This is a genomic window from Streptococcus sp. SK643 (assembly GCF_000259505.1).
Classification (GTDB): domain Bacteria; phylum Bacillota; class Bacilli; order Lactobacillales; family Streptococcaceae; genus Streptococcus.
In genome coordinates this window covers 67,610-88,563 of record NZ_AJMM01000025.1, presented here as the reverse complement: position 1 = coordinate 88,563, position 20,954 = coordinate 67,610, and the positions used below count along the sequence as shown (strand labels likewise).

Below are 20,954 nucleotides of genomic sequence, written 5' to 3'. Positions count from 1 at the left end.
AATTTTTTAATCTGGAAGGGTAGCGAAGAGGCTAAACGCGGCGGACTGTAAATCCGCTCCTTCGGGTTCGGGGGTTCGAATCCCTCCCCTTCCATTTAACGGGCATAGTTTAAAGGTAGAACTAAGGTCTCCAAAACCTTCAGTGTGGGTTCGATTCCTACTGCCCGTGTTAGTATATTATGGCGGGTGTGGTGAAGTGGTTAACACACCAGATTGTGGCTCTGGCATGCGTGGGTTCGATCCCCATCACTCGCCTATTTTATATTATTGGGGTATAGCCAAGCGGTAAGGCAAGGGACTTTGACTCCCTCATGCGTTGGTTCGAATCCAGCTACCCCAGTTACTATTTGCCGGCGTGGCGGAATTGGCAGACGCGCTGGACTCAAAATCCAGTGTCCGCAAGGACGTGCCGGTTCGACCCCGGCCGCCGGTATAGTAATGAAGACAAGGTTCTAAGCCTTGTCTTTTTGTTTTTTCGGTGTTAGTAGGAATTTTAAATTTATCTATTTTTTTTGTATTAGGCTTTATCTTATTTTTAGTTTTCTGGAGTAAAATAGAAAATCTATCTTTTAAAAAGCTTACGTGATTTGTAAAGATAGGTTTTTATTTTTTAGGAATGGTGAGAAAATATGTACTGAATTATTTGTTTTTTTAAAAATTTATTTTTGGTATTTTGCGCTTGTTTCGAAGTCTGGTTTGGACTCTAGTTCTCCTATTAGTTCTTGTATTTGGTTTCTATGTTATCTAACTGGAGACACGAACACTACGTTGAGTCATATAGAAAAGTTAGCAAAAATTTGTCAAGATAGTTGGAATCAATGGAAGGATACGGGGATCTTGGAAATCTTATCCCAGACAGACAATCACCAACATACGAAAGCCAAGAGACCTAGCGCATTGGCTCGTATTTATAATGATTCTCAGATGGATTAGATTTTTCAAAGGGGCTTATTCTGATGCTATTAATAATTTGAATCAAACTGGAGCCTTTACCTTTGAGATTGTTAATGATTCTAATCAGTCAGATATTGTATCAACTGAGGTGCATAATAGTTCAATACCTGTGGTAGGTGAAGCTGAAATCAAAACCAATCTTTTGACGGGTCAATTTTTGTCGGTAACACTTCGTTTAAATCACTATTATTTATCAAATTTAAGTTACGGTTATTCTTATGAACGTGTCGTGCACACGGCAGGGCATGAGTTGGGTCATGCTATTGGATTGGATCACACCAATGAGATATCAGTTATGCAACAAGTAGGATCTTACTATGGAATTCAGCTAGATGATATAAAGGCCGTTCAAGAGCTTTATAGCACAAGCTACTAAATGAAGGAGGTTTATACAAATCTTACAAACAAGCTCTTCAATCAAAGGATTGGAGGGGATTTTTGTTATAATGGAACTATGAATAACTTGATCAAATCAAAACTGGAGCTTTTACCGACAAGTCCCGGATGTTACATTCACAAGGATAAACATGGCACTATTATTTATGTCGGAAAGGCTAAAAATCTTCGAAATCGCGTGAGGTCTTATTTCCGTGGTAGTCATGATACTAAGACAGAAGCACTGGTTTCTGAAATTGTGGATTTTGAATTTATCGTCACTGAGTCCAATATTGAGGCCCTCCTTCTTGAAATTAATCTCATCAAGGAAAACAAACCCAAGTATAATATCATGCTTAAGGATGATAAGTCCTATCCTTTTATTAAAATCACCAATGAGCGCTATCCAAGGCTCATTATCACTCGTCAGGTCAAAAAGGATGGTGGGCTTTACTTTGGTCCTTATCCGGATGTAGGAGCGGCTAATGAAATCAAGCGCCTCTTAGATAGAATTTTCCCTTTCCGCAAGTGTACCAATCTTCCCTCTAAGGTATGTTTTTATTACCATATCGGTCAGTGTCTGGCCCATACTATCTGTAAAAAAGATGAGGCCTATTTCAAGGCCATGGCTCAGGAAGTTTCAAATTTCCTAAAGGGGCAGGATGACAAGATTATCGATAGCCTCAAGGAAAAGATGGCCACTGCAGCCCAGAAGATGGAGTTTGAACGTGCAGCGGAATACCGTGACCTGATTCAGGCGATTGGAACACTTCGAACCAAGCAACGGGTCATGGCTAAGGATCTCCAAAATCGGGATGTCTTTGGCTACTATGTGGACAAGGGCTGGATGTGTGTTCAGGTTTTCTTTGTTCGTCAGGGTAAGCTTATTGAGCGCGATGTCAATCTTTTCCCTTATTATAATGATCCGGATGAGGACTTTCTAACCTATGTGGGACAATTCTATCAAGAAAAATCTCACCTAGTTCCTAATGAGGTGCTGATTCCGCAGGATATTGATGAAGAAGCCGTCAAGGCTTTGGTGGATACCAAGATTCTCAAACCCCAGCGTGGAGAGAAAAAGCAACTGGTCAATCTGGCTATAAAGAATGCTCGAGTCAGTCTGGAGCAGAAATTCAACCTGCTAGAGAAATCTGTCGAAAAGACCCAAGGAGCTATTGAAAATCTAGGACGTTTGCTTCAAATCCCAACCCCAGTCCGCATCGAGTCCTTCGATAACTCCAACATCATGGGAACTAGTCCTGTTTCTGCCATGGTGGTCTTTGTAAATGGAAAACCCAGTAAAAAGGATTACCGTAAGTATAAAATCAAGACTGTGGTTGGACCAGACGACTATGCCAGTATGAGAGAAGTCATTCGCAGGCGCTATGGTCGAGTACAGCGTGACGGTTTGACTCCTCCAGATTTGATTGTCATTGATGGGGGACAAGGTCAAGTCAATATCGCCAAGCAAGTCATACAAGAGGAGCTGGGTTTGGATATTCCCATTGCAGGTTTGCAAAAAAATGACAAGCACCAAACCCATGAATTGCTCTTTGGAGATCCGCTTGAGGTGGTGGAGTTGTCTCGCAATTCTCAGGAATTTTTCCTTTTGCAACGCATTCAGGATGAGGTGCACCGCTTTGCCATCACCTTCCATCGCCAACTGCGCTCCAAAAATTCCTTTTCATCACAATTGGATGGGGTTGAAGGTCTGGGACCTAAACGCAAGCAAAATCTCATGAAGCATTTCAAGTCTCTGACCAAAATCAAGGAAGCCAGTGTGGATGATATTGTTGAAGTTGGAATGCCTAGAGCCGTTGCAGAGGCTGTGCAGAGGAAGTTGAACCCGCAGGAAGAAGTGGAATTGTCTCAAGTGGCGGAAGAAAGAGTAGATTATCAAACGGAAACTAGACATGATTAAAAGGAAGTTTCTTTGTCTTGAATTGAATTGTTCAAACTAAAAACGATTGGGCCAGCCAATCGTTTTTAGTATATCTTACTGTAACTGAGATTTATCTGGTAGATAAGAACCACCTAGATAAGTATTGCTGAGTTTTTCAAGGGTTCCATCTTGGTAGAGTTCTTTGAGCGCTTTATCAAATTTCTCTTTAAACTCTTTTTGGTCGCTTGAGAAAACGATATAGTTGTTGGGGCTATCGGCAGAAGGTAAATCAACGACTGAGAGATCTAAGCCACGGTCCTTGATAATCTTTTGAACCGATACCTTGTCAAAAACTAGGAAATCAAATTCACCGTTAGAGAGGTCTAAGATTCGTTTACCGATATCCTCTCCAGAAAAATCGATAGTAGCGGGATTGTCAGTGTGTTTCTGATTCCAGTTATTGATGAATTGAGCGTTTGAAGTTCCGGTATCCTCTTGAGTTGTTTTGCCAGCGATTTGGTCAAGTGAAGTCAGAGGATTTTTCTTGTTGCTTACAAGGACGAGGGGGTTGTTCGAAATTGGAAGTGAGTAAAGGTATTTTTCAGCACGCTCTTTTGTGTAACTCAAGTTATTGGCTGCAGCCTGATAGTGACCAGAATCAAGTCCTGGGAAGATACTCTCCCAAGCAGTTCTTTGGAATTGAATCTCGTAGTCGCTGAGTTTTTCATCTACTGCTTTTAGAACTTCAATGTCAAAGCCTGTCAGATTGCCTTTGTCTTCGTAGTCAAATGGTGGCACATCGCCAGCTGTAGCAACGACGATTGTCTTTTGAGAGCTGGTTTCTTTAGGTGTAGCTTGATTTCCACAGGCAACCAAAAATGGTAGGATGGCTAGTAATAGGCTAAATTTTTTCATAATGTCTCCATTCAAATGTAAAGTTATCTGCTAGTTTATCAGAAACTTTCCCGATGAACCAATATATATTTTTTATAGCTGTAATAAAAAATCTTAATCATGAAAAATCTCTGCAAGCTCTTTCAAATTATGGTAGAATGGAAGCAGTAGAATTAGAAAAGGAAATCGATTATGAAATTTCTTGAATTAAATAAAAAACGTCATGCGACTAAGCATTTCACTGATAAGCCAGTTGATCCTAAAGATGTTCGTACGGCTATCGAAATTGCAACCTTAGCACCAAGCGCCCACAACAGCCAGCCTTGGAAATTTGTGGTGGTTCGTGAGAAAAATGCTGAATTGGCGAAATTGGCATACGGTTCGAACTTTGAACAGGTATCATCAGCGCCTGTAACCATTGCCTTGTTTACAGATACAGACCTTTCCAAACGTGCTCGTAAGATTGCCCGTGTCGGTGGGGCAAAGAATTTCTCAGAAGAACAACTACAATACTTCATGAAAAATTTGCCTGCGGAATTCGCGCGTTACAATGAACAACAGGTCAGCGACTACCTAGCCCTCAATGCAGGTTTGGTTGCTATGAACTTGGTTCTCGCTCTTACAGACCAAGGAATCGGATCAAATCTTATCCTTGGTTTTGACAAATCAAAAGTCAACGAAGTTTTGGATATCGAAGAACGTTTCCGCCCAGAACTCTTGATTACAGTGGGTTATACGGACGAGAAATTAGAACCAAGCTACCGTTTGCCAGTAGATGAAATCATCGAGAAAAGATAGGAAGTAGAAAATATGACAGCAATTGATTTTACAGCAGAAGTAGAAAAACGCAAAGAAGACCTCTTGGCTGACTTGTTTAGCCTTTTGGAAATCAACTCAGAACGTGATGACAGCAAGGCTGATGCCCAGCATCCATTTGGACCTGGTCCAGTAAAAGCTTTGGAGAAGTTCCTTGAAATCGCAGACCGTGATGGCTACCCAACTAAAAATGTTGATAACTATGCAGGACACTTCGAGTTTGGTGATGGAGAAGAAGTTCTCGGAATCTTTGCCCACATGGACGTAGTGCCTGCTGGTAGCGGTTGGGACACAGATCCTTACACACCAACTATCAAAGATGGTAGCCTTTATGCGCGTGGAGCTTCTGATGATAAGGGGCCTACAACAGCTTGTTACTATGGCTTGAAAATCATCAAAGAATTGGGTCTTCCAACTTCTAAGAAAGTTCGTTTCATTGTTGGAACGGACGAAGAATCAGGCTGGGCAGACATGGACTATTACTTTGAACACGTAGGACTTGCCAAACCAGACTTTGGTTTCTCTCCAGATGCTGAATTTCCGATTATCAATGGAGAAAAAGGGAACATTACAGAATACCTCCACTTTGCAGGTGAAAATACAGGTGCAGCCCGTCTTCACAGCTTCACAGGTGGTTTGCGTGAAAACATGGTACCAGAATCAGCAACAGCAGTCGTTTCAGGTGACTTGGCTGACTTGCAAGCTAAACTAGATGCCTTTGTTGCAGAACACAAACTTAGAGGAGAACTCCAAGAAGAAAACGGTCAATACAAGGTGACGATCATTGGTAAATCAGCCCACGGTGCTATGCCCGCTTCAGGTGTCAATGGTGCAACTTACCTAGCCCTCTTCCTTAGCCAGTTTGACTTTTCTGGTCCAGCCAAAGACTACCTTGACATCGCTGGTAAAATTCTCTTGAACGACCATGAGGGTGAAAATCTCAAGATTGCTCATGTGGATGAAAAGATGGGTTCCCTTTCTATGAATGCGGGTGTCTTCCGCTTCGATGAAACAAGTGCTGACAATACCATTGCCCTTAATATCCGCTATCCAAAAGGAACAAGTCCAGAACAAATCAAGTCAATCCTTGAAAACTTGCCAGTTGCTTCTGTTAGCCTTTCTGAACACGGTCACACGCCTCACTATGTGCCGATGGAAGATCCACTTGTTCAAACCTTGTTGAATGTCTATGAAAAACAAACTGGACTTAAAGGTCACGAGCAAGTTATCGGTGGTGGAACCTTTGGTCGCTTGCTAGAACGAGGTGTTGCCTACGGTGCTATGTTCCCAGACTCGATTGATACCATGCACCAAGCCAATGAATTTATTGCCTTGGATGATCTCTTCCGAGCAGCAGCAATCTATGCCGAAGCTATTTACGAATTGATCAAATAAAACGATAGAAGTCTGAGATTTTATGCTTAGACTTCTTTTTGGAGGGAAAGTAGATGTCTCAAATTGAAAGAATCAAACAGGCTATTATGGCAGATCCGCAGAATGCTACCTATACAAAGCGTGGCATCGAGCCTCTCTTTGCAGCGCCAAAAACTGCTCGCATCAATATCATCGGTCAAGCACCTGGACTTAAAACTCAAGAAGCAGGCCTTTACTGGAAAGATAAAAGTGGTGACCGCTTGCGAGATTGGCTCGGTGTTGATGAAGATACCTTTTACAATTCAGGCTATTTTGCTGTTTTACCTATGGATTTCTACTTTCCAGGGCATGGCAATTCAGGTGATTTACCACCTCGAGCAGGATTTGCCGAAAAATGGCATCCACAGCTCTTGCAAGAATTACCAGATATTCAATTGACCCTCTTGATTGGCCAATATGCCCAAGCCTACTATTTGCAGGAGAAAATCAGTGGTAAGGTGACAGAACGGGTAAAACACTATCAGAACTACTTGCCAACCTATTTTCCACTAGTTCACCCCTCGCCGCGAAATCAAATCTGGATGGCCAAAAATCTTTGGTTTGAGTCAGAAGTGGTGCCGGATTTGAAAGAAAGAATTAAAACTATTTTAGGAGAAAAAGAATGAAAGAAATAGCCTTTGACGCATTTTACCAGCTATACCAAAACGATCAACTTTCTCTAGTTGACGTGAGAGAAGTGGATGAATTTGAAGCTCTTCACTTAGAAGGCGCCCACAACCTACCGCTTAGTCAATTGGCTGATAGCTATGATCAGTTGGACAAGGATCAGTTACATTATGTCATTTGTAAAGCTGGGGTTAGATCAGCGCATGCTTGTCAATTCCTAGCTGAACAAGGTTATGAGGTTATCAATGTTCAAGGTGGTATGACTGCCTTTGAAGAACTCTAAACATAAGAATTTTCTCCTACTTGGTTTTGTCTAGGTAGGAGAGTTTTATTTTTAGATAATTCATACTTTTTAGAATCTTAAAAACATTTAACATTTTACTTCGTGATGCTTTTTTCAGACTCCTAATCATGGTATACTAGGTCAGTATTTTATAAATATGAAGGAGATTTTCATGGCTAAAAAAGGTGCCCTAACAGGTTTGCTCCTGTTTGGAATATTTTTTGGTGCGGGGAACTTGATTTTTCCGCCTTCTCTAGGTGCTCTATCTGGAGAACATTTTCTTCCTGCCATTGCAGGTTTTGTCTTTTCAGGTGTCGGTATCGCCGTCTTGACTCTTATTATTGGAACGCTCAATCCTAAAGGATATATCTACGAGATTTCAACAAAGATAGCGCCTTGGTTTGCGACTCTTTACCTCTCAGTTCTTTACTTGTCAATTGGCCCATTCTTTGCCATCCCACGCACAGCTACAACAGCTTACGAAGTAGGGATTAGCCCCCTTCTGTCGGATGCGAATAAAGGTCTAGGTTTGATTGTCTTCACTCTTCTTTACTTTGCGGCAGCCTATTTGATTTCGCTTAATCCATCAAAAATTTTGGACCGTATCGGCCGTGTTTTAACACCAGTCTTTGCGATTTTGATTGTTATCTTGGTTGTTCTAGGAGCTATCAAATATGGTGGAACAAGTCCTCAAGCTGCGTCAGCTGCTTATCAAGCTTCTGCCTTTGGTACAGGTTTCCTTGAAGGTTACAATACCTTGGATGCTCTTGCTTCTGTTGCCTTTAGTGTAATCGCAGTTCAAACCTTGAAACAACTTGGATTTTCAAGTAAGAAAGAATACATTTCGACTATTTGGGTTGTTGGTATCGTTGTTGCCCTTGCCTTCAGCGCTCTTTACATCGGTTTAGGTTTCCTTGGAAATCATTTCCCAGTATCAGCTGAAGCGATGAAGGGTGGAACGCCAGGTGTTTATATCTTGTCACAAGCGACTCAAGAAATCTTTGGTTCAACAGCTCAACTCTTCCTTGCAGCTATGGTTACTGTAACCTGCTTCACAACAACAGTTGGTCTAATTGTGTCAACAGCGGAGTTCTTTAACGGACGTTTCCCACAAATCAGCTACAAGGTTTATGCAACAGTCTTTACCTTGATTGGATTTGCCATTGCAAATCTTGGTTTGAGTGCAATTATCAAGTACTCCATTCCAGTATTGGTTATCTTGTACCCAATCACGATTGCTATCGTCATGATTGTCATTGTTAATAAGTTTGTAGCTCTTTCAAAACCAGGGATGCAGTTAACGATTGGTGTAGTTACAGCTATTGCCATTGGAAGCGTATTAGGAAGTTCATTTAATCTTGAATTTTTAACAAATATGATCAATGCTCTTCCATTTTCTAAAGCGTCATTACCATGGTTGGTGCCAGCTGTTATCGGAATCTTGCTCTCATTGGTTCTACCAAACAAGCAAGAAAGCGATGTTTTTGAAATGGAATAATGATAAAATCACTTTTGTAGCTAATGCTACAAGAGTGATTTTCTTTTTTATCCGATGATAAATGTGCTATAATAGGTAGCAAAAGAGGTAAAGAAATGAATCAAACGGTAGAATATATCAAAGAATTAACAGCCATTGCATCTCCAACTGGTTTTACTCATGAGATTGTGGAATATTTAGTTAAAACTCTAGAAGGTTTTGGTTACCAGCCGGTTCGTACAGTCAAGGGCGGTGTCAATGTGACGATTAAGGGTCAAAATGATGAACAACACCGCTATGTGACTGCCCATGTAGATACGCTGGGTGCTATTGTCCGTGCTGTCAAACCAGATGGCCGTCTCAAAATGGACCGTATCGGTGGTTTTCCTTGGAATATGATTGAGGGTGAAAACTGTATGGTTCATGTGGCTAGTACTGGTAAAACTATTTCTGGAACGATTTTAATCCACCAGACGTCTTGTCATGTCTATAAGGATGCAGGGACTGCAGAGCGTACTCAAGATAATATGGAAGTGCGTTTAGATGAAAAAGTGACTAACGAAAAAGAAACTCGTGCCTTAGGAATTGAGGTTGGTGACTTTATCAGCTTTGATCCCTGAACTGTCGTGACAGAGACAGGTTTTATCAAGTCTCGTCATTTAGACGATAAGGTCAGTGCAGCAATTTTGCTTAACCTGCTTCGTGTATACAAGGAAGAAGGCATTGAGTTGCCAGTAACAACCCATTTTGCTTTTTCAGTCTTTGAAGAAGTTGGGCATGGTGCCAACTCCAATATTACTTCTCAGGTAGTCGAATATCTGGCTGTGGACATGGGAGCTATGGGGGACGATCAGCAGACAGATGAGTACACAGTGTCTATCTGTGTCAAGGATGCTTCAGGGCCTTATCACTATGACTTCCGTCAACATTTGGTGGCCTTGGCTAAAGAACAAGATATTCCATTTAAGTTGGATATCTATCCATTTTATGGTTCAGACGCTTCAGCGGCTATGTCTGCAGGTGCAGAAGTCAAACATGCCCTTCTCGGTGCTGGTATCGAGTCTAGTCATTCTTATGAGCGTACTCATATTGACTCGGTGGTCGCAACAGAACGTATGGTTGACGCTTATCTTAAGAGTGCATTGGTAGACTAGTATGTGTCTTATTTTCCAGAGAATTGAGTTCATTAAAACTGGGGAAAATCCCTGCTTTGTAAGAGAGTTGGAAACAGGATATGTGGTCATTGGAGACCACCAATATTTTAAGGGATATACCTTATTCCTAGCAAAAGAGCATGTGACAGTAGTCTACCATATGGAGATATCTGTCAAATTCCGTTTTTTAGAGGAAATGAGTCTGGTCCGAGAGGCAGTTGCCAAGGCATTTGTTGCTGAGAAAATGAATATTGAACTTCTAGGAAATAGCGATGCCCACGCCTATTGGCATCTTTTCCCAAGAAAAAAGGGGATATGAATGAATACGCATCAACGGATGTGGTCCAGTATGGTTGTTTCCCTTTGAAGGAATGTCAGCAGAAGAGTACCAAGTACAATCCTCAGAGTTGGAACAAATGATGAAGGTCTTATCAGATGAGTTACAGAAGATTACGGTATAAGAGAGGAAGAAAATGAAGAAAAGATTTGTAATTTTGACAGGTTTGCTAGCCTTATCATTAGCAGCTTGTTCACAGGAAAAAGTAAAAAATGAAGAGGCTGCAACTAAGACAGAGCAAAGTGCTAAAGTAGAAGGAACAGTCGGAAGTAAGTCTCAAGGGGCTGCTCAGAAAAAAGCAGAAGTGGTCAATAAAGGTGATTACTATAGCATTCAGGGGAAATACGATGAAATCATTGTAGTGAACAAGCACTATCCTTTGTCAAAAGACTATAATCCCGGAGAAAATCCAACCGCAAAGGCAGAATTAGTCAAGTTAATTGCAGCCATGCAAGCAGCTGGTTTCCCAATTAGTGATCACTACAGTGGTTTCCGAAGTTATGAGACCCAGAGCAGTCTTTATCAAGATTATGTTAACAGAGATGGGAAAGAAGCGGCAGATAGATACTCTGCTCGCCCAGGATATAGTGAACACCAAACGGGATTAGCTTTTGATGTTATCGGTACAAATGGGGATTTGGTCACAGAAGACAAAGCAGCCCAATGGCTTTTGGATCATGCGGCTGACTATGGTTTTGTAGTTCGTTATTTAAAAGGGAAAGAGAAAGAGACTGGTTATATGGCTGAAGAATGGCATCTTCGGTATGTAGGAAAAGAAGCTAAAGAAATTGCAGCTAGTGGTCTCAGTTTGGAAGAGTATTTCGGTTTTGAAGGTGGAAACTACGTAGATTAAAAAAATAAGTTTTCTCTTGCAATTTGAGATAAATAGTGTATAATAGATAGGTATGTGTAAAGCATACTTGTGGGAGGTAAAAATCTTACATTACCGCCAAAACCACAAAGGAGGATTTAAAAATGGCTAAAAAAGTCGAAAAACTTGTAAAATTGCAAATCCCTGCTGGTAAAGCTACACCAGCTCCACCAGTTGGACCTGCACTTGGTCAAGCTGGTATTAACATCATGGGATTCACAAAAGAGTTCAACGCTCGTACAGCTGACCAAGCTGGTATGATCATTCCAGTTGTTATCTCAGTTTACGAAGATAAATCATTTACTTTCATCACTAAAACACCACCAGCTGCTGTTCTTTTGAAAAAAGCTGCAGGTGTTGAAAAAGGATCAGGTACACCTAACAAAACTAAAGTTGCTACAGTTACTCGTGCACAAGTACAAGAAATTGCAGAAACTAAGATGCCAGATTTGAACGCAGCAAACGTTGAGTCTGCAATGCGTATGATCGAAGGTACTGCTCGTTCTATGGGATTCACTGTTGTTGACTAATCATTAACACAGTAGAAAATCTCACAGCAGTCTATTAGTTGCTTTTCATACTAGGTAAGCGACTGAGGCTTATACTTAAGTACAGCAAGGGAGCTTAAGGCCGTAGGAAAAGGAAAATAATAGACTGAAAACCCGCAAGACTTCATCATTTCGAGGAGTGACGTGGGAGATGAAAATCGATTGAACCACTTACAAGGAGAATAGAAAATGGCTAAAAAAAGCAAACAACTTCGTGCTACTCTTGAGAAAATCGACAGCACAAAAGCATACAGCGTAGAAGAAGCTGTAGCACTTGCAAAAGAAACTAACTTTGCAAAATTTGATGCAACTGTAGAAGTTGCTTACAACTTGAACATCGATGTTAAAAAAGCTGACCAACAAATCCGTGGAGCAATGGTATTGCCAAACGGTACTGGTAAAACTTCACGCGTTCTTGTTTTCGCACGTGGTGCAAAAGCTGAAGAAGCAAAAGCTGCTGGTGCAGACTTTGTTGGTGAAGATGACCTCGTTGCTAAAATCAACGACGGTTGGTTGGACTTCGACGTAGTTATCGCTACACCTGACATGATGGCTCTTGTTGGACGTCTTGGACGTGTCCTTGGACCACGTAACTTGATGCCAAACCCTAAAACTGGTACTGTAACAATGGATGTTGCTAAAGCAGTTGAAGAGTCTAAAGGTGGTAAAATCACTTACCGTGCTGACCGTGCAGGTAACGTTCAAGCAATCATTGGTAAAGTATCATTTGAAGCTGAAAAATTGGTTGAAAACTTTAAGGCTTTCAACGAAACAATCCAAAAAGCAAAACCAGCTACAGCTAAAGGAACTTACGTAACAAACTTGACTATCACAACTACTCAAGGTGTTGGTATCAAAGTTGACGTTAGCTCACTTTAATTAGAAGTTTATAAGAAATAAGAAAAACGAGTACAAAAGTGCTCGTTTTTCTTATTTCTTATCCTTAGCTAGAAAGGATAACATATTAGTGGAGAGAACATTGGGTTCATTTGTTTTTCTTCCAAGGTTTGTAAGGAAATATTTCTCTTTAACAAAATTCTATGTAGCTTCTAAATGAATCTTATAGTATGAGTGTGGAATACTATTATTAATATTTCGTTTGATTCTGTGGAAGTTAAACAAATAATTGAAAATGAAAAAATATTTGATTGAAATCTTAATAGGAAAATACAATAGAGTTAATAATATTTTCTAAATCAATGAATGATAGTTAGAGTGTGTTCATTCTAGTTATTGACATTTTTATTTCCAAGTCTTGAGAGAGATTTCTCCGCTGTTTAACCAAATTTCTTTTCCATTATCACATTGAATCAGGAGTTCGCCTTTTTCAGAAATATCTTTAGCAATGCCTCGGTATTCAATATTAGCTTGAATAAAGGTCACTTCTTTTCCGAGAACAAAAGACTGTTTTTTATATAAGAATAGCAGCTCTGTTTCTGGAGTTTCGAAGAAACATCGCCAAATTTCAATGATTAGGTCATTTCTTGTAATAGGTGCTGGAGCTGTAAATAAACTTCCTGCTTTTTCTTTTAATTCTTTTGGAAAATCTTTAATGGTAAAGTTAATTCCAACACCAATAATAATGTCTGTTACGAAGCCTGTTTCTACTGATGTGGTTGCCTCTGTTAGGATCCCCCCTACCTTTCGGTTCTTGTAATAGATATCATTGACCCACTTAATATCGACATCAATTAAAGCTAGATTTTTAATTGCTTTATAGACTGCCGCTGCTACCAGTAATGTATAATAAGGTAGTTTATCGTAAGTAAGGTTGGGCTTGAGATGTAGGGTCATATAAATCCCCCCTTGTGGGGAGAAGAAGGACCGTTGAAAACGACCGCGACCGGCTGTTTGATAGGATGCTAGATAGAGGGTATTTGCTTCATATCCTAAATCTATTGCTTCTTTTGCATCAATTTGGGTTGATTTAGTTTCTGACTTAAAATTAACTGTAATTGGGAGATTTTCTTGTAGAAGGTCTGGAAGGAGAAGATCTCCATTCAATAGTTTATAGCCCCTATTTTTTATGCTATCAATTTCAATCCCTTCTTGTTGTAGGCGTTTGATAGCTTTCCAAACAGATGTTCGACTTAAAGAAAGTTCTTCAGCGATTTTTTCTCCACTAATATAGTCATTGTTTTGTGCTAGGATTTGGTATACTGCTTGATAGGATTTCATTGTTTTTCCTTTACATTATTGTTTTTAATACCTAATTTCTTGTTTCCAGTAGAAAGTGATCATATTTAGAACTATGATTGGGCTTTAGTATTATTGTACCACATAGATCTCATTTATTGATAGAAATAACAAGACAACCTAAGGGAAGCTATTGTATTGTTGAAATTTTACAAACTTCCTTTAAAAATCAACTATTTTTGCTTTAGCAAACGTTTCCCATGTTTTCAAATGCTGAAAAAAATGGTAAAATATAGGATAGCTTACTATTTATCTGAATCAAATGATTTAGAGAGAAAGGATTCGCTTTGAAATCAATAGGCTTTTTTGAAAAGCTGAAAGGGTTGTCTAGTAAAGAGCTGATTTTATTGGGAATTATCCTGAGTATCTTTTTACCCTTTTATCTTTTTGTAGTTGTATTCTGTTTATATATTATCAGTTTGATTTTTACAGGGGACATGAAAAGTATTCTTCAGAAAATGGGGGAGCATCCGATGCTGCTTCTTTTTCTTGGATATAGTACTGTAATATCCATTTTTGAACAAAATTGGATGGGTCTTGTGGCTTCAGTAGGAATGTTTCTATTTACTGTTTTCTTTTTGCACTATCAGTCGATTTTATCACATAAATTCTTTAGATTCATTTTAGAGTTAGTTTTACTAGGGAGTGTTTTATCAGCAGCCTTTGCGAGTTTGGAGCATTTTCAAATTGTAAAGAAATTTAACTATGCTTTTCTTTCACCCAATATGCAGGTGTGGCATCAGAATCGGGCAGAAGTGACCTTCTTTAATCCTAATTATTATGGTATTATTTGTTGTTTCTGTATCATGATTGCCTTCTATTTGTTTACAACGACCAAGTTGAATTGGTTGAAAGTATTCTGTGTGTTTGCAGGCTTTGTGAATCTATTTGGTTTGAATTTTACCCAAAATCGTACAGCTTTTCCAGCTATTATTGCAGGAGCCATCATTTACCTCTTTACCACAATTAAAAACTGGCGTGCCTTTTGGTTAAGCATAGGTGTCTTTGCTATTGGTTTGAGCTTCCTTTTTTCAAGTGATCTTGGAGTAAGGATGGGGACCTTGGATTCATCTATGGAGGAACGGATTTCTATTTGGGATGCTGGGATGGCTTTGTTCAAGCAAAATCCATTTTGGGGAGAGGGGCCATTGACCTATATGCACTCTTATCCTAGAATAAATGCTCCTTATCATGAACATGCTCACAGTCTCTATATCGATACTATCTTGAGTTATGGGATTGTGGGAACTATTTTATTGGTTCTTTCTTCTGTTAAGCCAGTTCGTCTAATGATGGATATGAGCCAAGAGGAAGGGAAACGTCCAATCATCGGTCTTTATGTATCCTTCCTAACAGTTGTTGCTGTCCATGGGATCTTTGATTTAGCCCTCTTCTGGATTCAGTCAGGATTTATTTTCCTTTTAGTCATGTGTAGTATTCCTTTAGAACATCGAACCTTGCCTGCTGATATGATTGATTAATTACACCAGATTATAAACCTTCTGCCTTAGGTAGGAGGTTTTTTACATAGAAAAACTATTTCTAAATCGAAATAGTTGACAGTTGAAATGATAAGTGTTACAATTTTGTTATTCATTTCGATATCGAAATAAATTGGAGGTGTCATGAAATATTGTCATTTGCTAGCCCATCATATTCGTTTGTTAAACGGGCGGATTTTTCAAAAGTTACTTAGTCGGGATCCTGAAGCTCTTTATCGGAGTGAACAGGGGAAGATTTTAGCGGTTTTATGGAATAGTGAAACTGGCTGCGCAACAGCGACAGATATTGCTTTGGCGACTGGACTTGCTAATAATACGCTGACGACGATGATAAAAAAGCTTGAGAAACAAAATCTTGTAATTGTTAGTCCGTGTGGAAAAGACAGACGTAAGAAGTATTTAGTTTTAACAGAGTTGGGGCAGTCTCAGAAAAAAGTAAGTGACCGTGTTAGTCAAGAATTAGATTCTATTTACTACAAGGGCTTCTCAGATGAAGAAATAAATCAGTTCGAAGGTTTTCAGGAGAGGATATTGGCTAATCTGAAAGAAAAAGAGGATCAGATATGATTGAATACAAAAATGTGGCGCTACGCTACACAGAAAAAGATGTCTTGAGAGATGTTAATTTACAGATTGAGAATGGTGAGTTTATGGTTTTAGTTGGTCCATCTGGCTCAGGTAAGACAACCATGATTAAGATGGTCAACCGCCTCTTGGAACCAACTGATGGAAATATTTATATGGATGGCAAGCGCATCAAAGACTATGATGAGCGTGAACTTCGCCTTTCTACTGGTTATGTTTTACAGGCCATTGCTCTCTTTCCGAATCTAACGGTTGCGGAAAATATTGCCCTGATTCCTGAGATGAAGGGGTGGAGCAAGGAAGATATTGCTAAGAAAACAGAAGAGCTTTTGGCCAAGGTTGGTTTACCGGTAGCTGAGTATGGGCAACGTTTACCTAGTGAACTATCTGGTGGGGAACAGCAACGGGTTGGTATTGTCCGTGCCATGATTGGTCAACCTAAGATTCTCCTCATGGATGAGCCTTTTTCAGCCTTGGATGCTATTTCGAGAAAACAGTTGCAAATTCTGACTAAAGAATTGCATAAAGAGTTTGGGATGACAACAATTTTTGTAACCCATGATACGGATGAAGCCTTGAAATTGGCAGATCGTATTGCTGTCTTGCAGGATGGAGAGATTCGCCAGGTGGCGAATCCTGAGACCATTTTAAAAGCTCCTGCCACAGAATTTGTAGCAGACTTGTTTGGAGGTAGTGTTCATGACTAATTTAATTGCAACTTTTCAGGATCGTTTTAGTGATTGGTTGACAGCTCTATCTCAACATTTGCAGTTGTCACTTTTGACCCTGTTACTAGCTATTTTTATCGCGATTCCTTTGGCTGTTTATCTTCGCTATCATGAGAAGTTGGCGGATTGGGTTTTGCAGATTGCAGGGATTTTCCAGACCATCCCGTCTTTGGCCTTGTTGGGTCTTTTCATTCCCTTGATGGGAATTGGAACCTTGCCGGCTTTGACAGCTCTAGTGATTTATGCGATCTTTCCGATTTTGCAAAATACCATCACTGGGCTGAAGGGAATTGATCCGAGTTTGCAAGAGGCTGGGATTGCCTTTGGTATGACCAGATGGGAACGTCTCAAGAAGTTTGAAATTCCACTTGCCATGCCTGTTATGATGTCTGGGATTCGGACGGCGGCGGTCTTAATTATTGGTACGGCAACCTTGGCTGCCTTGATTGGTGCAGGGGGGCTGGGTTCCTTTATCCTTTTGGGAATTGACCGTAATAATGCCAGTCTGATTTTGATCGGGGCACTTTCTTCCGCAGTGCTTGCCATTGCCTTTAACTTCCTACTAAAAGTGATGGAAAAGGCAAAATTGCGGACGATTTTTTCTGGTTTTGCCCTGGTGACAATATTGCTCGGTCTGTCTTATAGCCCAGTTCTTTTGGCTCAAAAAGAGAAAGAAAACTTGGTTATTGCTGGGAAATTGGGACCGGAACCAGAAATTTTGGCCAATATGTATAAGTTACTAATTGAAGAAAATACCAGTATGACTGCGACTGTTAAACCAAATTTTGGGAAAACAAGCTTTCTCTATGAAGCTCTGAAAAAAGGCGATATTGACATCTATCCTGAATTTACTGGTACGGTGACTGAAAGTCTACTTCAACCATCACCGAAAGTTAGTCATGAGCCAGATCAGGTTTATCAGGTGGCGCGTGATGGCATTGCCAAACAGGATCATCTAGCCTATCTCAAACCCATGTCTTATCAAAATACCTATGCTGTAGCTGTTCCGAAAAAGATTGCTCAAGAATATGGCTTGAAAACCATTTCGGACTTGAAAAAAGTGGAAGGGCAGTTGAAGGCTGGATTTACTCTCGAGTTTAATGACCGTGAAGATGGAAATAAGGGCTTGCAGTCAATGTATGGTCTCAATCTCAATGTGGCGACCATGGAACCAGCCCTTCGCTATCAGGCAATTCAGTCAGGTGATATTCAAATCACGGACGCCTATTCGACTGATGCGGAATTGACGCGTTATGATTTGCAGGTCTTGGAAGATGACAAGCAACTCTTCCCACCTTATCAAGGAGCTCCACTGATGAAAGAAGCTCTTCTCAAGAAACATCCAGAGTTGGAAACAGTTCTCAATAAATTGGCTGGTAAAATTACTGAAAGCCAGATGAGCCAGCTCAACTACCAAGTCGGTGTTGAAGGCAAGTCAGCAGAACAAGTAGCCAAGGAGTTTCTACAAGAACAAGGTTTGTTGAAGAAATAGTTTGAAAATGTCAAACTCAACTTTGTTAAACGACCATATAGAAAACTGCTCAGACAATGTTGTCTGGGCTTTTTTTATGGTTTAAAAGATGAAAACTCAGTAGCCTAGAAATAAGGCAACTGAGCTCTACTCTGTATTCAATTTTTAGGAATGAGAAGGTCTAGATAAAACTGGACAACTTCCTGGTATGTAAAGTCTTGTCCTTTTTTGAGCCACCAGGTCAATGTCTCGATAAAGTTGGACACGACCAAGTGTTGGAGGTAAGAAGTAGGCAGATTAGTGTGGGCTTCTTTTAACTCATCAGCCAACATGGGATAGACATGGTGTTCTAGCTCTTTATGGAGTTGACGGAGGAAGTAGTCATTTTTGGAAAATAGCAGACTGGTAACATGGTCCTGGTTTTTCTGAAAATGTAAAAAGATATGTGCGAGGTAGTCCTCGGTAGTAAAGTGTCCTTCCCTTTCAAAGAGATGATGAAAGAGGTAGCGACAGAGCTCATCTAAAAGGAGTTCCTTGCTTTCATAGTGACAGTAAAAAGTAGAACGCCCAACATCTGCTAGGTCAATGATATCCTGAACAGTAGTGGCATCATAGCCTTTGTCGTTCAAAAGTTGTAAAAAAGCTTGATAGATGGCTTTTTTCGTCTTGCTGACTCGACGGTCTCTTTTTGGCATGTAGACACTTGAGACAAACTGTTCAGAACTGAACATGGCTGACAGTTTGCTTCTATCCTTTCTTTGAATTTTATTAGATAATACAAATGAAAGAAGTATGTATATACCCATTATACCAAAGGAGGGAGAGAAATGAGTTCTAAAACATCTATCTGGTTAGCTTTTTTCTTAAATTTAAGCTATGCGATTGTTGAGTTTATCGCAGGAGGAATCTTTGGTTCGAGTGCAGTTCTTGCTGATTCCGTTCATGACTTGGGAGATGCTATAGCCATTGGCATCTCAGCCCTTTTAGAAACAATTTCAAACCGTGAAGAAGATAGACAGTACACCTTGGGTTACAAACGTTTTAGTCTTTTAGGAGCCATGCTAACGGCTGTGATTCTTATGATAGGGTCTGTCCTAGTGATCTTGGAAAATGTCACAAAGATTGTTCACCCGCAACCCGTCAATGAGGAAGGCATCCTCTGGCTGGGAATCATTGCAGTAGCCATTAATGTGCTAGCAAGTCTGGTAGTTCGTAAGGGGAAAACAAAGAACGAGTCAATTCTTAGCCTGCACTTTTTGGAAGATACTCTAGGTTGGTTGGCTGTCATTCTAATGGCGATTATCCTCCGATTTACAGATTGGTATATCCTTGATCCGCTCTTATCGCTTGTCATTTCCATCTTCATTCTAACAAAAGCTATTCCTCGCTTTTGGAGCGCACTGAAAATTTTCCTAGATGCTGTGCCAGAAGGAGTCGAGACAAGTGATTTGGAGAAGGATTTGGAGGCTCTGACCAATGTCAAAAGTGTCAATCAACTTAGCATTTGGTCCATGGATGGTCTAGAGAATAATGCTATTGTTCACATTTGTATCAAGGACTGGGAACAGATGATGGAAACCAAAGAAGTGGTGCGTCAATGTTTAGAAGAAAGAGGCGTGCAGAATATCACTATTGAAGTAGATAGCAGTCAAAGCAATCATGCGCAACATAAGCGGAGGGTGAGAGAATTAGAGCAGAAGCATGGGCATCATCATTAGAAAAGCGACCTCGCTAGAGGTCGTTTTGTTATCCTATTCATTCCTTGTACTTTCTCTCAGAGTCAGTCTGGTTCCCAGCATAGTCAGGCTAGGAATTTTGCGACCGTGGAGGACTTCCTTGTTAAGAATATCCATACCTGCTCGCCCCATTTCTTCAGTATAGACGGTGATACTGGAGAGGGGAGGATAGACTTGCTTGGTCAGGCTGGTGTCGTTAAAGGAAATGAGGCTGACACGGTCTGGCAGGCTGATTCCAGCTTCTTGGAGGGCACGAAGGGCGCCGATAGCTAAACTATCGCTAGCTGCGAAAAAGGCTGGTGGGAGTTGGTCTCCTAAGTTCTGAATGGCCTCTTTCATCAAATCATATCCCGACTGGGCAGTAAAGCTACCTTGAAAGACCAGTTCATCATGATAGATTCCTTTTGTTTGACTGTAGTTCCTAAAATTTTCCAGCCGCTTATCCTCAATGATTTCTTCTTGGTCTGTTGTTTCCTCAAGCCCTGTTAGAATCCCGATACGATCCATTCCTTGGCTGAGGAAATAATCGACAACCTGTTTCATGGCAGTGTAAAAGTCCGTAATAATACAGGTATGTCCTAGCGAAAGAGTATCACTGTCTAGAAAGACAAGAGGCTTTTGGTATTCTTCAAAGGCAGAGATCTGAGCTCGACTAAACTTTCCGATGCAGAGAATCCCGATGACTTCCTCGCTCAGTGTAAAAGGATGGTCATTAAAATAGCGTAAAATATCATAGTCCAGTTCTTGGGCTCTTTTTTCAATACCCAGACGAATTTGGTAGTAGTAGAGATCATCGAGCTCTCCTTGTTCACTAACCCATTGGATAATGGCAATCTTTTGCTTGAGTTTGTGGCCTTCTCCAGTCTTAAGATGCTTAGTATACCCCAGCTCTTCAGCAACGGTCAAAATACGGTGTCTAGTTTCTTCAGTAACGGATAGGCTCTGGTCACGATTGAGAACACGGGATACGGTCGCAATAGAGACAGAGGCCAGTTGAGCAATGTCTTTTAATGTAGCCATAAAACCTCCTTGATTTAGGTTAGTATATCATATTTTTCTTCTTTTTACTCATGTTTTAGTAAAAATTTAGTAAAAAGGATTGACC

18 protein-coding genes, 5 tRNA genes and 3 pseudogenes are annotated in these 20,954 nt (G+C 40.4%); 22 read left to right on the top strand and 4 right to left on the bottom strand.

From position 1 onward, the window contains the following. Positions 1–13 precede the first annotated feature (13 nt). The 7 genes and pseudogenes from HMPREF1117_RS09685 (at position 14) to uvrC (ending at position 3,250) form a co-directional block, all read left to right on the top strand. Positions 14–94 (top strand) — tRNA-Tyr (locus tag HMPREF1117_RS09685). 4 nt (positions 95–98) lie between these two features. Then, positions 99–169: transfer RNA gene (locus HMPREF1117_RS09680), tRNA-Trp, on the top strand. A 13-nt stretch (positions 170–182) separates the two neighbouring features. Then, positions 183–255 (top strand) — tRNA-His (locus tag HMPREF1117_RS09675). A gap of 13 nt (positions 256–268) precedes the next feature. Next, a tRNA-Gln gene (locus HMPREF1117_RS09670) sits at positions 269–340 on the top strand. Between the two features lie 9 nt (positions 341–349). Further along, positions 350–433, top strand: a tRNA-Leu gene (locus HMPREF1117_RS09665). A gap of 228 nt (positions 434–661) precedes the next feature. Next, a pseudogene (locus tag HMPREF1117_RS11845) lies at positions 662–1,330 on the top strand (matrixin family metalloprotease). Positions 1,331–1,408: 78 nt separating this feature from the next. Continuing rightward, positions 1,409–3,250 (top strand): excinuclease ABC subunit UvrC, encoded by a 1,842-nt coding sequence (gene uvrC, locus HMPREF1117_RS09655; protein WP_007557302.1) that lies wholly within the window; start codon positions 1,409–1,411, stop codon positions 3,248–3,250. A gap of 75 nt (positions 3,251–3,325) precedes the next feature. Here uvrC and HMPREF1117_RS09650 read toward each other — a convergent pair whose 3' ends face one another. Then, positions 3,326–4,126: an amino acid ABC transporter substrate-binding protein gene (locus HMPREF1117_RS09650; protein ID WP_000714641.1), complete on the bottom strand. Its 801-nt coding sequence runs from the start codon at positions 4,124–4,126 to the stop codon at positions 3,326–3,328. Positions 4,127–4,297: 171 nt separating this feature from the next. Between HMPREF1117_RS09650 and HMPREF1117_RS09645 the strand changes: the two genes are divergently transcribed. The 10 genes and pseudogenes from HMPREF1117_RS09645 (at position 4,298) to rplA (ending at position 12,510) form a co-directional block, all read left to right on the top strand. Further along, positions 4,298–4,903, top strand: coding sequence for a nitroreductase family protein (locus tag HMPREF1117_RS09645; protein WP_000670176.1), 606 nt, complete (start codon positions 4,298–4,300; stop codon positions 4,901–4,903). 12 nt (positions 4,904–4,915) lie between these two features. Next, the gene (gene pepV / locus HMPREF1117_RS09640) at positions 4,916–6,316 is read left to right on the top strand and encodes a dipeptidase PepV (RefSeq protein WP_000125048.1); all 1,401 of its coding nucleotides are present in this window, start codon (positions 4,916–4,918) and stop codon (positions 6,314–6,316) included. A 53-nt stretch (positions 6,317–6,369) separates the two neighbouring features. After that, entirely contained in the window at positions 6,370–6,960 is a 591-nt protein-coding gene (locus HMPREF1117_RS09635) for a uracil-DNA glycosylase family protein (RefSeq protein WP_000078129.1), read from the top strand. Then, positions 6,957–7,244: a rhodanese-like domain-containing protein gene (locus tag HMPREF1117_RS09630; protein ID WP_000658232.1), complete on the top strand. Its 288-nt coding sequence runs from the start codon at positions 6,957–6,959 to the stop codon at positions 7,242–7,244. The genes HMPREF1117_RS09635 and HMPREF1117_RS09630 overlap by 4 nt, the downstream gene beginning before the upstream one ends. 172 nt (positions 7,245–7,416) lie before the next feature. Continuing rightward, positions 7,417–8,742 carry a branched-chain amino acid transport system II carrier protein gene (gene brnQ / locus HMPREF1117_RS09625; RefSeq protein ID WP_001074576.1) on the top strand — a complete coding sequence of 442 codons (1,326 nt, stop codon included), beginning with the start codon at positions 7,417–7,419 and terminating at the stop codon, positions 8,740–8,742. Positions 8,743–8,837: 95 nt separating this feature from the next. After that, positions 8,838–9,875: pseudogene (locus HMPREF1117_RS09620) on the top strand (M42 family metallopeptidase). 1 nt (position 9,876) lies between these two features. Further along, a pseudogene (locus HMPREF1117_RS09615) lies at positions 9,877–10,336 on the top strand (HIT family protein). A 12-nt stretch (positions 10,337–10,348) separates the two neighbouring features. Beyond that, positions 10,349–11,065: an LD-carboxypeptidase LdcB/DacB gene (ldcB, locus tag HMPREF1117_RS09610; protein ID WP_000745664.1), complete on the top strand. Its 717-nt coding sequence runs from the start codon at positions 10,349–10,351 to the stop codon at positions 11,063–11,065. Positions 11,066–11,187: 122 nt separating this feature from the next. Next, positions 11,188–11,613 carry a 50S ribosomal protein L11 gene (gene rplK / locus HMPREF1117_RS09605; protein ID WP_001085807.1) on the top strand — a complete coding sequence of 142 codons (426 nt, stop codon included), beginning with the start codon at positions 11,188–11,190 and terminating at the stop codon, positions 11,611–11,613. 207 nt (positions 11,614–11,820) lie between these two features. Then, complete coding sequence (gene rplA, locus HMPREF1117_RS09600; protein ID WP_001085683.1) at positions 11,821–12,510, top strand: 50S ribosomal protein L1; 690 nt, start codon at positions 11,821–11,823, stop codon at positions 12,508–12,510. A 363-nt stretch (positions 12,511–12,873) separates the two neighbouring features. Here the strand turns inward: rplA and birA are convergent, their stop codons facing one another. Next, positions 12,874–13,809, bottom strand: coding sequence for a bifunctional biotin--[acetyl-CoA-carboxylase] ligase/biotin operon repressor BirA (gene birA, locus HMPREF1117_RS09595; protein WP_000844499.1), 936 nt, complete (start codon positions 13,807–13,809; stop codon positions 12,874–12,876). A 305-nt stretch (positions 13,810–14,114) separates the two neighbouring features. Here birA and HMPREF1117_RS09590 point away from each other — a divergent pair, with 305 nt between their 5' ends. From HMPREF1117_RS09590 to HMPREF1117_RS09575, 4 genes are all read left to right on the top strand, one after another. Beyond that, positions 14,115–15,308: an O-antigen ligase family protein gene (locus HMPREF1117_RS09590; RefSeq protein ID WP_000835609.1), complete on the top strand. Its 1,194-nt coding sequence runs from the start codon at positions 14,115–14,117 to the stop codon at positions 15,306–15,308. A 144-nt stretch (positions 15,309–15,452) separates the two neighbouring features. After that, positions 15,453–15,896 carry a MarR family winged helix-turn-helix transcriptional regulator gene (locus tag HMPREF1117_RS09585; protein WP_000872564.1) on the top strand — a complete coding sequence of 148 codons (444 nt, stop codon included), beginning with the start codon at positions 15,453–15,455 and terminating at the stop codon, positions 15,894–15,896. Further along, positions 15,893–16,621: an ATP-binding cassette domain-containing protein gene (locus HMPREF1117_RS09580; RefSeq protein ID WP_000575216.1), complete on the top strand. Its 729-nt coding sequence runs from the start codon at positions 15,893–15,895 to the stop codon at positions 16,619–16,621. Before HMPREF1117_RS09585 ends, HMPREF1117_RS09580 begins: the two co-directional genes overlap by 4 nt. Continuing rightward, positions 16,614–18,134 carry an ABC transporter permease/substrate-binding protein gene (locus tag HMPREF1117_RS09575; RefSeq protein ID WP_000182951.1) on the top strand — a complete coding sequence of 507 codons (1,521 nt, stop codon included), beginning with the start codon at positions 16,614–16,616 and terminating at the stop codon, positions 18,132–18,134. Before HMPREF1117_RS09580 ends, HMPREF1117_RS09575 begins: the two co-directional genes overlap by 8 nt. A gap of 137 nt (positions 18,135–18,271) precedes the next feature. On the opposite strand, the gene HMPREF1117_RS09570 is transcribed toward HMPREF1117_RS09575, so the two are convergent. After that, positions 18,272–18,808: a TetR/AcrR family transcriptional regulator gene (locus HMPREF1117_RS09570; RefSeq protein WP_004235331.1), complete on the bottom strand. Its 537-nt coding sequence runs from the start codon at positions 18,806–18,808 to the stop codon at positions 18,272–18,274. Between the two features lie 132 nt (positions 18,809–18,940). On the opposite strand from HMPREF1117_RS09570, the gene HMPREF1117_RS09565 reads away from it, so the two are divergent. Continuing rightward, positions 18,941–19,831 (top strand): cation diffusion facilitator family transporter, encoded by an 891-nt coding sequence (locus HMPREF1117_RS09565; protein WP_000095929.1) that lies wholly within the window; start codon positions 18,941–18,943, stop codon positions 19,829–19,831. Between the two features lie 33 nt (positions 19,832–19,864). On the opposite strand, the gene galR is transcribed toward HMPREF1117_RS09565, so the two are convergent. After that, complete coding sequence (gene galR / locus HMPREF1117_RS09560) at positions 19,865–20,869, bottom strand: DNA-binding transcriptional regulator GalR (protein WP_000212486.1); 1,005 nt, start codon at positions 20,867–20,869, stop codon at positions 19,865–19,867. Positions 20,870–20,954 lie beyond the last annotated feature (85 nt).